Genomic DNA, 12,611 nt, shown 5'->3' with positions numbered 1-12,611 from the left:
AGCAACGGCCTGATTATTTTTCAGGCCAATTTAATAGGATGGCCAGGTAGGAAAGCGCTCCTTACCCTAAGTGATTGCATGGTTGCTGAGATTATAGTATCTCAAAAGCTTCACCACCCGTTTTACGCCGACACATTGGCGGGCAATGTCAATGACCAGGGTAGCCTGGAGGGGAATAACATCCCCCATCAAATAAACAATCCGGTCTGCGGTAATCACTTTAAATTTCTTAGGATTAATGCGTGCATCAGCCAAAATTTGGGCGCGAATTTTGGCTGTAATCCAACTGTCTTGAATGTAGTTGGGATCTGTCCTTCTGATGGCCAATTGGTTAAATAACCGACGGTAACCTTGTAGCGCTGCAATTCTTTTTTGTGCCTCCTGACGAAGCTTTGCGCTGGGAACATGCCCTGCTAGCAGTATGTCGCCATTGAACACCGCCAAATCAATTGCGCACTGCCGGCATTTAAAAACCTCATCATGATAAAGCGCACGGCTAGCGTTGGCGGACAACTGAAAATCGCTTAACGATTTATAAATGCTATGGCGTTCATAAATCAAACTCGCGCCGGTTAGAATATTGCTGATGCAGCCGCAAAGCAAGACACTGGCAGCAAGCAGCAAAATGAAGACACGTACCCGCAATGTCTTATCAGCCCAGTGTTTACAGTACGTGAAATTCAAGGCAAATTCATCCTTTTTTATGCCAAAATATCCAGCAAATCCTGATGGTTCATAACATTCTTGCTGCGCGATGGGTTTCTCATGCGCAACTCAACGTTATCAGGTGATATAACGAAATATCTTAACCACTTTTTGTACTTCAGGCACTTTTCTGGCAACGTCCACAGCCAAATTTGCCTGTTCTTTGGTTGCGATGCCGATTAGGTAAACAACATTGTTTTCCGTCACCACCCGAATTGAACCAGATTCCAGGCCTTTTTTGGCTATCATTTGTGCGCGGACCTGGCCTGTAATCCAGCTGTCCTGGCTGCGCTGAGTCAGTGAAACAGGGCGTCCTATGGTAATTTCATTATAAACCCGTTCTACATTCGGCGTTTCTTTGGCAATTTTTTCTGCTAAAACACGCAGCGATGCTGAAGGTGTTTGACCTGCCAATAAGACAATTTGATTAAAACTGCTGATGACAATATGGGAGTCATAAAACTTTGGATTGGCGACGATGGCTTTGCGAAGCACATAAAATATCCGCGCATCTCGTTCAATCATGGGCACAGAACGCTTGTCATACACGATGAGTCCGCCTGCCGCGCCTGCCGCAACCAGTGCCACGCAGGAGGAAAGCAATAAGCTAAGAGCAATAATGAGTATTGATGTTTTATTTTTCATGGTTACCCCAACATTTGCCCAAATAAGGATTGCTCAATCAAATCACAAAAACAATGTAAAATAAATAAATGCATCTCCCTGATTCTCGCATGATTATCTATTGGAACCCTGAGTTCGATGTCTTCAGGTCCAAGATGATTGGCGAGTACGCCGCCATCCCGGCCGCTGAGGGCGATTGTATCCATGCCGCGATCGTGGGCGGCACTTACAGCTTGCAGTATGGCATCAGAATTGCCAGAGGTGGTTAGAGAAAGCAATACATCGCCTTCCTGACCCAATGCCAAAATTTGCCGGGCAAACAACTGATCAAAATGCCCATCGTTTCCTATAGATGTTGCGATTGACGGATCAGACTGCAATGCAATGACCGGTAAAGCGGGGCGTTCCACTTCAAAACGATTGAGCATGGCGTTAGAGAAATGCAAACAATTTGCAGCAGATCCCCCATTCCCGCATAAGAGAATTTTTCCATCATTGAGCAGGCAGTTGACCAGGCGCAATCCTGCTTTGGCAATTTCCGCTGACATCGCATCAGCAACAGTAATTTTTGCTTCAATACAAATTCCAAAAAGATGTCTGATTCGATCTTCCATCTGACTCATAATAGCCTCTAATTTTTATACAAAAAGAACAACATAAGCGTCTAAAATAAGATAACAGCAAAAAAACAGTATCCATGATATGGGGCTTATTCTTATTTAGTTTTCCGGTTGTGGAAATTGTGCTTCTGTCTTTAAAGCGTTGAACTTATCTGTCGATAGTTCGCCCAGGCGAGAGCCAACTGCTAACGGATCTTAACTTAGAAAGAAAAGCTGAGTCCATTTCAATCTTCTAATAATCAGCGCCAAAAGCGTTTTTGATCCAGGTAAATCGCGCGGGCACTCCGTCCATACATACAACATCAAAACGAATGGCTTGTTGATGATGTAAATTATATTTTGATAAATATGCCAAAGCAGTTTTAATGATTTTTTGGCGCTTATTCAAGCTGATGCTGCTTGCCGCACCTCCGAACAGGCGGGAAGATCGCTTGCGGACCTCAATAAATATTAAATGATGCTTATCCCGCATGATTAAATCAATCTCCCCAAAACGGCTTTGATAATTGCGGGTTATGTATGTCAGCCCTTGCTGTTTTAAATAGCCAAGAGCTAAGTCTTCTGCTGTAAATCCAATGGCTTGTGACATCCTGTTCCTTGCCGAAAGTGTAAACACACAACAAGTTCAATTAAGATTGACTCACCAGAAGAGCCATCATTCTCTCCAGAGTTTGCAGATCGTTATAGTGAATCACGATTGTGCCTTTACCCGACTTGCCTTGCTTGAGTTGAACCCTGGTTTCTAAGTGTTGCGATAATGAATGCAATGCTTCTTGAAAGCGGGTCTTGATATCTGTTTCCAAACCTCGGGATTGCTTGGCTGGTGAGCCATTTTTAACCCGCGCGACAAGGGACTCTGTCTCACGGACAGATAAATTTTTCAGAACGATCAATTGGGCTACCTTGCTTTGCTGGTCATCATCAAGAACCAAAAGGCATCGGGCATGACCCATATCCAGATCGCCATTTTCCAACAACCGCTTTACATGCTCATTTAAGTTTAATAAACGTAAGTAATTGCTGACTGCTGTACGCGATTTACAAATTAAATCGGCAACCTGCTGATGGGTTAAGGCAAAGTCAGTGGTCAGGCGGTGCATGGCTCGGGCCTGATCCAGCGCATTTAAATCCTCGCGTTGAATATTTTCAATTAAGGCCATGGCCATGGCCGTCTCATCATCAACTTCACGCACGATGACAGGTATTTCCTGCATGCCGGCAAGTTGACAAGCGCGCCAGCGCCGCTCGCCCGCAATTATCTCATAACGCTCATGGGCGACAGGCCGCACAACAATCGGTTGCAGCAGCCCCTGTTTTTTAATGGATTCACTGAGTTCAGCAAGCGTTGATTCCTCTATTTCCCGGCGCGGCTGGTATTTTCCGGGTTGCAGAGAATGAATTGCAAGTTTTCGAGAGTGCGGGGTATCAGCTTCCGATAGCTTTATTTCGGTATGACTTAAAAGCGCTGATAAATTCCGCCCTAATCCGCCGCGTTTCACAACCATATTCAACCTGCCTTAACTTGCTCAACCATCTCCTGCCGACGAATCACTTCTGCTGCGAGTACCATATAGGCTGCGGCTCCTGAAGAAGATTTATCGTATTGCAAAGCCGGTAAGCCATGGCTTGGAGCTTCAGCCAATCGTACATTGCGTGGAATGACGGTGCGATAGACTTTATTGTCAAAATAATCAATTAATTGCCTTGATACTTCCAAACACAAGCGGTTGCGAGAATCATACATTGTGCGTAAAATTCCCTCAATTCTCAAGCGCGGATTAACTGAATTTTTTATTTGTTCAATCGTAGACAACAATGCCGCCAATCCTTCTAAAGCATAATATTCACATTGTATCGGTATTAATACTGAATCTGCAGCAACCAGCGCATTGATGGTTAGCGTATTCAGGGCCGGCGGGCAATCAATCAAGATGAAATCATAGGTGCTTTGCAGAGGTTGCAGCGCTTTAAATAAAAAAGTTTCGCGGTGGCTGCGTTCCATCAAATTGACTTCTGCCACAGTTAAATCGCCGTTGGTCGGAATTAAATCAAAACCTGAATTTGTAGAAAGGGATGCCTGTTCTGCCAGGCAGTCGTGCAATAATACGTCATTGCTGGTATGCACCAAAGTATTTTTATCTACGCCGCATCCCATAGTCGCGTTGCCTTGGGGGTCGAGATCCATCAGTAAAACCTGCTGACGATTGGCGGCTAATGACGCAGCTAGATTAATGGCAGTGGTTGTTTTGCCAACCCCGCCTTTTTGATTCGCAATGGCTATGACTTTCGCCATGGGTAATTCCTCATTTTTTATTGCGTGAACGCTGCCATGATGGTCAAGGCATTTTTATTGTCTGCCGGATTGATTGAAAATAATGACACAGCAGCGCTCTCCTTCTACGGATGGTACTTTATAATGTTTTACTTCATAAGAAACATCAAGCATCTTAAGCTCTCCTTCTGGAAGGCGGCCTTTCATTGCAAGCCAGATGCCGTGTGGTGCAAGCAAATGCTGAGTCCAGCGGATCATTTGCTGTAAATCGCTAAACGCGCGGCTAACTACTGTATCAAAACCCAAAGCCGGATGGTAGGTTTCCACCCTCGAATTCACAATACTGACATTGTCCAGGCGCAATAAACGCTTAACCTCCTTTAAGAAGCGGATTTTTTTGCCATTGCTGTCCAGGAGCACGATATGTTTTTCAGGAAAAGCTATGGCTAGAGGAATTCCCGGTAATCCCGCGCCAGTTCCCACATCAAGAATGCGCATGCCCTGTACCCATGGCGCGATAGCGAGGCTATCGAGGATATGGCGGGATGCCATGGCCTCGCTGTCCCGTATAGCAGTCAAATTATAGGTTTGATTCCACTTGTAGAGTAAATCAAGATAAGTCAATAAGGCATCAAGCGGCATGGCCAAGCCAAGTTCCTGAAGCCCTTTCGCTAAAATTGTTTTAATCCGCGCGTCACTGTTCACGCAAGCATCCTGAGTTTTTTAAGGTGTACGAGCAATAATGACAGGGCGGCAGGCGTTACCCCTGAAATTCGTCCAGCCTGGGCAATGGAGGCCGGCTTAATTTTTGTAAGCTTTTGAACCACTTCGGTGGATAAACCTGAGACTTGAGTGTAATCCAGCGTTTCTGGCAAAAGGGTATTTTCATATTTTTGCAGGCGGGCAATATCAAGCTTTTGCCGTTCAATATAACCTGCATATTTACACTGGATCTCGACCTGCTCTGCAACAGCTAAAGGCAAATCAGGAAGCCCAAGCTCGCTCACGGTTTGCAAATGGTGGTAGGAAATTTCAGGCCGCTTTAATAGTTCTGCTGCGCGACAATCATGCTGCAGCGGCGTTTCTAAACGGCTACTCAGGTTTGGGTTATGCCTAACCCGAACCCAAGTGCCATGAAGCAAGGCTTGGGCGTGCTCAATGGCTTCCTGTTTGGCACAAAATGCCTGCCACCGTTCATCAAGGACAAGGCCAAGACGGCGGCCAATTTCGGTTAATCTTAAATCGGCATTGTCTTCTCTCAATAACAGACGGTATTCCGCTCTGGAAGTAAACATGCGGTATGGTTCTTGCGTGCCGCGGGTAATTAAGTCATCTATCAGCACGCCGATATAGGCTTCATCGCGCCGGGGGCTCCACAGTTCCCGGTCTTTTACCAGCAAGGCCGCATTCATTCCGGCAATCAATCCCTGTGCTGCGGCTTCCTCATAACCTGTTGTGCCATTAATCTGGCCTGCAAAAAAGAGGTTGGGTAAAGGCTTGGTTTGCAGATAGGGCGTCAGTCCGCGCGGGTCAAAATAGTCATATTCTATGGCATAGCCCGGGCGTGTGATATGGGCATTTTCAAACCCTTTGATGGTCCGTACAAATTGGACCTGCACGTCAAAAGGCAGGCTTGTGGAAATACCGTTTGGATACACTTCGTGGGTGGTCAATCCTTCAGGTTCAACAAATATCTGGTGGGATGTTTTGTCAGCAAAACGGACAATTTTATCTTCTATTGACGGGCAATACCGCGGCCCAACCCCCTCAATGGCGCCTGCATACATTGGCGACTGGTGCAGATTGTTTTGGATGATCTCATGAGTCCTGGCGGTGGTGTGGGTAATGAAGCAGGAGATTTGCCGGGGGTGCTCGTCCTGCGTGCCAAGATAGGAAAATACGGGCACAGGCGTATCTCCTGGCTGGACAGCCATTTGCGTGTAATCCAGGCTCCTGCCGTCAATGCGCGGCGGGGTACCGGTTTTTAAGCGTCCTACAGGCAAATCTAGTTCGCGCAAGCGATGGGATAAAGCAATTGCCGGAGGATCTCCTGCGCGCCCTCCTGCAGACTGGCTGCTGCCGACATGAATTTTACCGCCTAAAAATGTTCCAACAGTAAGCACCACAGCCTTGGCGCGCAAAGTTAAGCCCATTTGAGTGCGAACGCCGGTTACTTGACCCTGCTCAATGAGTAAATCATCGACAGGTTGCTGAAACAGAGTCAGATTTTTTTGAGTTTGCAAATGCAGCCGGATCGCTCTTCGATACAGTTCGCGATCGGCCTGAGCTCTTGTGGCACGTACAGCAGGGCCTTTGGATGCGTTTAAAATGCGAAACTGGATACCGGCTGAATCTATGGCCCGCGCCATGACGCCATCCAGCGCATCAATTTCCTTGACCAAATGTCCCTTGCCTATTCCGCCGATGGCGGGATTACATGACATTTGGCCAAGCATATCCATATTATGGGTCAATAAAAGCGTGTCGGCACCAAGCCTCGCTGCAGCGCAGGCTGCCTCTGTTCCGGCGTGTCCTCCGCCCACGACAATCACATCAAATTGCTTATCAAGATTCATGACGGTACTTAGAAGAAAAAAATCGTTTAATTATACACTTTTTTAACAATTTGCCCAATCCGGACAGATGCATTTTTACTGACATATCAGGAAGAAAAATTTCAAACTTAAACCACATTGTCTTGAATGAAACCAATAAATATATTTATAATCCTCTATTCTGGCCCTTATGCAGGTATATACCATGTTTTTAACAACTTCTATAACCAAAAGTAAACAGCAGTTCTTGTCAGGCGCGCAAAATCCTTTGCAATCGATTGAGGATAGCATAAAAAAAATTAAAAAATATTTGTCCATTCATCTCGCAATCGGCAAAGAGACACACAGCCTGCATGAATGGTTGGGGAACAAAACGGATCAAGAAATCAACTGCAATCAATTGCATGCAGGTTTTCAAGCCGCAGCTCTTGGATCGTATCTTGGGGATCAGCTGTTTTTTCTTGAGCATCTGAATCAGCTTTTAGGGCATCTTGAAACCTATTTGAAACATAGCCGCACAATGAAAGAGCTGGCAAATGTGTCTGAGCTCAAGGAAACATATAAAGAAAGCACGGCATTTGCCAATAATGCGCTTCATGAAGCAACAAATGATTTGGCAATCATCTGGGAGAACTGTTTTGTTAAAACTGGATTTTTTAAACTGAATTTTGCCAATAGCAGTATTATCGACAGCTCTTTCCTGTCCCAGCACGAAGTGTCTGAATTAAGCAAGAAAAAGATAAGTGAACTGACAACTGAAATCGAGACCCTGCAAATGTTCACCCAGAAATCCAGGCAGAATAAAGCGTTAATGATGCTTGGCGAAAATCAGGAAAAACTCCCGATGAATGCCACTCTTGCCAAAAAAGCAGAGGCGCTCGTCGCAGAAGCCAGTGAGATATTTGCTTGCGTTCTTGGAGAAGTCGTCGGAGAAGAGGGCATCAAGCAGGCCTCTAGAGGCGAAAAGTTCTTGCAAAAGGCCATGAAAAAATGGCCAACAAAGGAAGAGCCCAGAAATTGGACGCAAAAGGAAGCGCAGCTGGGCTCAGAAATCAAGCGTATTTCAAAACTGGTTATGCAATGGGATGCAAAATCCGATGATACTCACTCATCAGAGGCTGTCGCATCTCCGCGCTTGTTATCCCCAAGAATGTTATCTCCAAGATTGTTGTCGCCAAGGCGCCAATGCAAATCCCTGCCTGGAAATATTCTTTTTTACGCCGAACTGCTGAATTCAAGCGAGCCTCCCTATACCGCGCAGGAGATGGAAGCTTTTCGCAAGTTGCAATATGAGATCATGAATTTGAAAGGCAAGGAATGGGAGCCATTAAAAAAAGAAATTGGCTGTCAAGAATCTCAAGAGGAGAAACAATCCTCGCTGCTTTTCAAATAAAATCCTCTGTCTTGCCAAACTCAAACAAACCGGGATAATTGGTTGGCAAAGTCAGGCAAACCGGGAAAGCAAGATGGGCTTGGTGTTTAAGGTATGTATTCCCCATACATTCCATCAGGGTTTTGATTATTTCGCCGATGCAGAAGAACCTTGCATCGGCGCCCGTGTATGGGTGCCTTTTCGTAAGCAAATCCGCTTGGGCATTGTGATTGGCAAGTCTAAATGCGAAACTTCAGAGCAAAACCTGAAGGCCATACACCAAATTATCGACAGCAGCGCTTTGCTAAACCGCGAATTGCTTGCGCTTTGCCAGTGGGTAAGCGAGTATTATCATTCCCCCCTTTCAGAAGTGATAACCCTTGCCTTGCCTAAAAAATACCGTGAGGGCAAAGATTTTATAAAACCTGCATCCCGTTTTTACACATTAGCCACCTCCGCTGAACAAGCCCACGCAAGGCTCTCAGCTAGAGCCTATCGCCAACATGAGCTGGTTGATTTTTTAAGCCAAAGCAAAGAAGGGGTTCCGCGACATGCCATCTTAAAAGCAGGCTTTACTGATGCGCAAATCAATGCGCTTGAAAATGCCTCCTTGCTGAAAACCTGGCTAAAATCGACTGCTCTTTTAGAAGAGGCGACAAAGCAACAACCGTCTCTTCATCTAAATTCCGAACAAGAGTTTGCCGTCAATACCGTTTTGCAGGAATTGGATGCGTATAAGGCTTATCTCTTGCAAGGGGTAACTGGCAGCGGGAAGACTGAAGTTTATCTGCAGGTGATTGAGCAAGTCTTGCGACTAGGCCGGCAGGTTCTGGTTCTCGTGCCCGAAATTGGCCTTACCCCGCAATTACTGGCAAGGTTTCGCCACCGTATTCATGAGCCAATCGCCGTGATCCATTCGAACCTGAATGACACGGAACGCCAGGCTGCCTGGCATGCAGCCCGCACGGGGGAAGCAAAGCTTATTATTGGTACGCGTTCTGCCGTGTTCGCTCCCATGCAAGCATTAGGATTGATTGTGGTCGACGAAGAACATGACGCTTCATTTAAGCAGATGGAAGGCGTTCGCTACTCCGCGCGGGATACAGCATTGTTTCGCGCGCACAAGGCGAAGATCCCCATTATTCTCGGGTCAGCTACGCCATCACTTGAAAGCTTGCAAAATTGTGCTTCAGGTAAATACACGCTGCTTAAATTAAGACATAAAGCGCTGAATGATAAGCCGCTGCGCTACCATGTCATCGATATTCGCAATCAGCTTCTAGACCATGGCCTTGCTAACCCAACCCTTCACATCATTGACAAGCATCTTCAGCAAGACAACCAGGTATTGGTATTTATCAATCGCCGGGGATTTGCCCCGGTTTTGCTCTGTCATCAATGCGGCTGGATGGTAGATTGCAGCGCATGTGATACTCATCTAACCTTGCATCGAAGCCTTGGAAAATTGATTTGCCACCATTGCGGGCTTATCAACCCGATACCCATGCGCTGCCGTACCTGTCAAGGCCAGGAGCTGATTCCGGTTGGCGCAGGCACACAAAGAATTCATGAGTTTTTATCCCGGCAATTTCCCAAAGCCGCTATTTTACGTTTTGATCGCGATGAGGTGCGAAAAAAAGCAACGCTCAATCGTTATCTTGAAGATATCTGTCATGGCAAGGCCCAGCTGATTGTAGGCACGCAGATGCTGGCAAAAGGGCATCATTTCCCACGCTTGACGCTTGTGGTTATTCTTGATGCAGATAATGGATTTTATAATCAGGATTTCCGCGCGCTCGAGCGTTTGGGGCAGCTTTTAACCCAGGTTTCTGGCAGGGCAGGACGGGCTGAATACCCAGGGGAGGTAGCGATTCAGACCCATTTGCCGAAACACCCGTCCCTCCTCTTGCTATTGCAGAATGGCTATGAGGCTTTTGCAGAATCCTTGCTCGCAGCGCGCCGACATGCGGCATTGCCTCCGTTTCAATTTTTAGCGCTCATCCGCGCGCAAAGTAAAAATCAAGAGGGCGCTCTGGTTTTTTTACATACTTTAAAAGAATTCCTTTTAAAACAAAATGTGGAGATATTAGGCCCAGCTCCCGCGCCTTTGGCGAAAAAAGCACACCAATACCGCATGCAGCTGCTTCTTAAGGCGCCTTCGCGAAAAGAACTGCAAAGTGCGTTGACTCAACTTGGAGGATTGCCCACAATAAAAAAAATAACAAAAGGCGTGCGCTGGAACGTGGACGTTGATCCTGTGGATTTATCATGAGCAATGAAGCAATCACAGTTCATCAAAAAACATTTGCGATCGCCTGGGGCGATATGGATGCATTAGGCCATGTTAACAATGGCCGGTATTTTGATTATTTCCAGGAAGCGCGGATTGAATGGCTAAAAAGCCTTGGTTTGGATTTGCAACGGCCCGAAGGGCCGGTTGTCGTGCATGTTGCGGCAACATTCTTAAAGCCGCTTATCTACCCTGCCACGGTTACCATCACGAGCAGCATCAGCCAACTTGGCCGGTCAAGCATACTGATGGAGCATAAGCTCCATCAAGATGACACGCTGATGACGGAAGGAATAAGCAAAATAGTCTGGGTCAATTATCAAAAAAATAAATCAGTGCCTTTGCCTCTGGCAATTCGTGACTTATATCCCAGGGAGAATTAAAAATGCCCGTGAGCATGGCTGCCTGCAGGCCCTTGACTTTGATGGCCATGGTCATGGCTGCGGCCACGTTCTTCACAAACAGTATAGTGGCCATGGCGATAAGGATTGCTGCGGGAACGAAATTCATATTCCCGGCATTGCTGGCCGAATTGATCGCCAAAACGCCGCTCAAGGCGAAATGATAAATCATTAAAATTCATGTCCTCTCGCCACTCGCGTTGCCTTTGCGCCTGTTCTTCTGCATCAAGCTTGTTTAAAAATTTGCTGAGCTTGCTGGCATGAGCCAGGGGAAAACACAATGAAACCACAAGGAGAAGGATTATTTTTTTCATGTTAAAAAACTCAAAAAAAACCAAAACGGTCGATATTAAACCACAAATGCTTTGGCTTTGTCATCAACATTTTGACCATTTTTATACAATCCAACAAAATTTTAACCTTTACTCATTCAAGGTCATTCGGCAATTAAAGTAGAGATTCTTGCTAAAATCCATTTTTTGCCCAACAATTTTGTATAGAGAGTTATGTTCGTCAAAATGGATTTTCCTTATGAAATTACTTTTTTTAGGTTCTGGTTCATCATTTAGCCGGTTAGAGAATAATTATCAATCCAACATGGTGTTGCAAAGTGATTCCGGAAAGCGCTTGCTGATTGATTGCGGCACAGATATACGCCATTCTCTTGGCCATGCGGGCTTGACCTATCTCGATATTGACGGCGTCTATATCAGCCATTTTCATGCTGATCATGCCGGCGGACTGGAATGGCTGGCTTTTGCCAGCAAGTTTGATCCCAAGGCCAAAAAACCCAAGCTTTACATCCATCCAACCATGATAGACATTTTATGGACTCATGGTCTTTCTGCCGGATTACAGTCTCTTTATGAAGAAAAAGCCACGATTCATACCTATTTTAATCCGCAAACACTGGTCAACGAAAACAGCTTTTCCTGGGAGAATATTGAATTTCAGCTGGTTCGCACCATCCATGTTTATAACGATAAGCAACTTGTGCCGAGTTATGGATTGTTTTTTACCGATGGTCAAAGTAATGTATTTATTACCACAGATACCCAATTTAAGCCTCAAGAGTATATGGAGTTTTATCATAAGGCCGATGTCATATTCCATGATTGTGAAATCAGCGAGCAGTTAAATCCGGTTCATAGCAATTATATTGACTTAATCACCCTGGACTCCTCAATCAAGTCCAAGATGTGGCTTTACCATTATTCGGCATACCAGCTGCCGGATGCCAAAGGTCAAGGCTTTAAGGGTTTTGTTCAGCGAGGACAAGTTTTTGATTTCTAATAAAAATTCTTCTTGTCTCTTAAGTGTTTTACTTGCTTTGCTCAGCACCTTAACTTTTGCGAGGCATCCAGAGTTGACGCCCCCCGAACCGCCGCCAATTGGCAATTTTTCCCTTCCAGCTGCCCAGGAGCCAGGGCCTTTTATCTCATTTGGGGAAAATATCATCGAAAAAAATGAGCTGCAATTATTTTTAAGCCCCAGTTATGAAAAAAATCAACAGGAATATTTTTGGCAGGTTACCCAAGAGTTGCTCTATGGATTATCAGATAGAGCATCGATATTGCTTTCTTTGCCTGTAGCCGTTCGTTACCAGAGCGAAGGTATGCGATCGTCAGGATTTGGTGATTTGGGGCTTCAGGGAGAATATGCTATTTATGAACAAGCCGATCTTAAAAAACCTCAGCTCGGCATAAGTAAGCCTAAATTTTTATTAAGTGAATGGATTTTGAGGGAAGGTTTTCTTGGTTTGAGCATATAAG

14 protein-coding genes are annotated in these 12,611 nt (G+C 45.6%); 5 read left to right on the top strand and 9 right to left on the bottom strand.

What is annotated here, in order from left to right; all coding sequences use genetic code 11:
• Positions 1 to 66: 66 nt before the first annotated feature.
• From Llon_RS10935 to mnmG, 8 genes are all read right to left on the bottom strand, one after another.
• Positions 67 to 684 carry a BON domain-containing protein gene (locus Llon_RS10935; protein WP_242601657.1) on the bottom strand — a complete coding sequence of 206 codons (618 nt, stop codon included), beginning with the start codon at positions 682 to 684 and terminating at the stop codon, positions 67 to 69.
• A gap of 99 nt (positions 685 to 783) precedes the next feature.
• Complete coding sequence (locus tag Llon_RS10930; RefSeq protein WP_058530107.1) at positions 784 to 1,350, bottom strand: BON domain-containing protein; 567 nt, start codon at positions 1,348 to 1,350, stop codon at positions 784 to 786.
• A 2-nt stretch (positions 1,351 to 1,352) separates the two neighbouring features.
• Positions 1,353 to 1,952, bottom strand: coding sequence for a D-sedoheptulose-7-phosphate isomerase (locus Llon_RS10925; RefSeq protein WP_083503328.1), 600 nt, complete (start codon positions 1,950 to 1,952; stop codon positions 1,353 to 1,355).
• 229 nt (positions 1,953 to 2,181) lie between these two features.
• Positions 2,182 to 2,538: a YraN family protein gene (locus Llon_RS10920; RefSeq protein ID WP_058530105.1), complete on the bottom strand. Its 357-nt coding sequence runs from the start codon at positions 2,536 to 2,538 to the stop codon at positions 2,182 to 2,184.
• A 40-nt stretch (positions 2,539 to 2,578) separates the two neighbouring features.
• Positions 2,579 to 3,454, bottom strand: a complete 876-nt coding sequence (locus tag Llon_RS10915) for a ParB/RepB/Spo0J family partition protein (RefSeq protein ID WP_058530104.1) — start codon at positions 3,452 to 3,454, stop codon at positions 2,579 to 2,581.
• Between the two features lie 2 nt (positions 3,455 to 3,456).
• The gene (locus Llon_RS10910; protein ID WP_058530103.1) at positions 3,457 to 4,242 is read right to left on the bottom strand and encodes a ParA family protein; all 786 of its coding nucleotides are present in this window, start codon (positions 4,240 to 4,242) and stop codon (positions 3,457 to 3,459) included.
• 54 nt (positions 4,243 to 4,296) lie between these two features.
• Positions 4,297 to 4,926: a 16S rRNA (guanine(527)-N(7))-methyltransferase RsmG gene (rsmG, locus tag Llon_RS10905; protein ID WP_058530102.1), complete on the bottom strand. Its 630-nt coding sequence runs from the start codon at positions 4,924 to 4,926 to the stop codon at positions 4,297 to 4,299.
• Positions 4,923 to 6,797 (bottom strand): tRNA uridine-5-carboxymethylaminomethyl(34) synthesis enzyme MnmG, encoded by a 1,875-nt coding sequence (gene mnmG, locus Llon_RS10900; protein ID WP_058530101.1) that lies wholly within the window; start codon positions 6,795 to 6,797, stop codon positions 4,923 to 4,925. Before mnmG ends, rsmG begins: the two co-directional genes overlap by 4 nt.
• A 184-nt stretch (positions 6,798 to 6,981) precedes the next feature.
• Here mnmG and Llon_RS10895 point away from each other — a divergent pair, with 184 nt between their 5' ends.
• From Llon_RS10895 to Llon_RS10885, 3 genes are all read left to right on the top strand, one after another.
• A complete protein-coding gene (locus tag Llon_RS10895) occupies positions 6,982 to 8,169 on the top strand; it encodes a hypothetical protein (protein ID WP_058530100.1) in 1,188 nt (395 codons plus the stop codon).
• A gap of 73 nt (positions 8,170 to 8,242) precedes the next feature.
• Entirely contained in the window at positions 8,243 to 10,420 is a 2,178-nt protein-coding gene (locus Llon_RS10890) for a primosomal protein N' (RefSeq protein ID WP_058530099.1), read from the top strand.
• Entirely contained in the window at positions 10,417 to 10,821 is a 405-nt protein-coding gene (locus Llon_RS10885) for an acyl-CoA thioesterase (protein ID WP_058530098.1), read from the top strand. Before Llon_RS10890 ends, Llon_RS10885 begins: the two co-directional genes overlap by 4 nt.
• Here Llon_RS10885 and Llon_RS10880 read toward each other — a convergent pair.
• Positions 10,818 to 11,153, bottom strand: coding sequence for a hypothetical protein (locus Llon_RS10880; protein ID WP_065238320.1), 336 nt, complete (start codon positions 11,151 to 11,153; stop codon positions 10,818 to 10,820). The genes Llon_RS10885 and Llon_RS10880 overlap by 4 nt on opposite strands.
• 217 nt (positions 11,154 to 11,370) lie before the next feature.
• On the opposite strand from Llon_RS10880, the gene Llon_RS10875 reads away from it, so the two are divergent.
• On the top strand, positions 11,371 to 12,132 hold the full coding sequence (locus tag Llon_RS10875) for an MBL fold metallo-hydrolase (RefSeq protein ID WP_058530097.1): 762 nt from the start codon (positions 11,371 to 11,373) through the stop codon (positions 12,130 to 12,132).
• Positions 12,122 to 12,610: a hypothetical protein gene (locus tag Llon_RS10870; protein ID WP_058530096.1), complete on the top strand. Its 489-nt coding sequence runs from the start codon at positions 12,122 to 12,124 to the stop codon at positions 12,608 to 12,610. Before Llon_RS10875 ends, Llon_RS10870 begins: the two co-directional genes overlap by 11 nt.
• Position 12,611 lies beyond the last annotated feature (1 nt).

The sequence above is a fragment of the Legionella londiniensis genome, assembly GCF_001467825.1.
Classification (GTDB): domain Bacteria; phylum Pseudomonadota; class Gammaproteobacteria; order Legionellales; family Legionellaceae; genus Legionella_A; species Legionella_A londiniensis.
This window is presented reverse-complemented; position numbering and strand designations above follow the sequence as displayed.

Coding starts and splice junctions, on each gene's coding strand:
- Llon_RS10930 (WP_058530107.1), bottom strand. CDS start 1,350: ATGAAAAATAAAACATCAATACTCATTATTGCTCTTAGCTTATTGCTT.
- Llon_RS10925 (WP_083503328.1), bottom strand. CDS start 1,952: ATGAGTCAGATGGAAGATCGAATCAGACATCTTTTTGGAATTTGTATT.
- Llon_RS10920 (WP_058530105.1), bottom strand. CDS start 2,538: ATGTCACAAGCCATTGGATTTACAGCAGAAGACTTAGCTCTTGGCTAT.
- Llon_RS10915 (WP_058530104.1), bottom strand. CDS start 3,454: ATGGTTGTGAAACGCGGCGGATTAGGGCGGAATTTATCAGCGCTTTTA.
- Llon_RS10910 (WP_058530103.1), bottom strand. CDS start 4,242: ATGGCGAAAGTCATAGCCATTGCGAATCAAAAAGGCGGGGTTGGCAAA.
- mnmG (WP_058530101.1), bottom strand. CDS start 6,797: ATGAATCTTGATAAGCAATTTGATGTGATTGTCGTGGGCGGAGGACAC.
- Llon_RS10895 (WP_058530100.1), top strand. CDS start 6,982: ATGTTTTTAACAACTTCTATAACCAAAAGTAAACAGCAGTTCTTGTCA.
- Llon_RS10890 (WP_058530099.1), top strand. CDS start 8,243: ATGGGCTTGGTGTTTAAGGTATGTATTCCCCATACATTCCATCAGGGT.
- Llon_RS10885 (WP_058530098.1), top strand. CDS start 10,417: ATGAGCAATGAAGCAATCACAGTTCATCAAAAAACATTTGCGATCGCC.
- Llon_RS10880 (WP_065238320.1), bottom strand. CDS start 11,153: ATGAAAAAAATAATCCTTCTCCTTGTGGTTTCATTGTGTTTTCCCCTG.
- Llon_RS10875 (WP_058530097.1), top strand. CDS start 11,371: ATGAAATTACTTTTTTTAGGTTCTGGTTCATCATTTAGCCGGTTAGAG.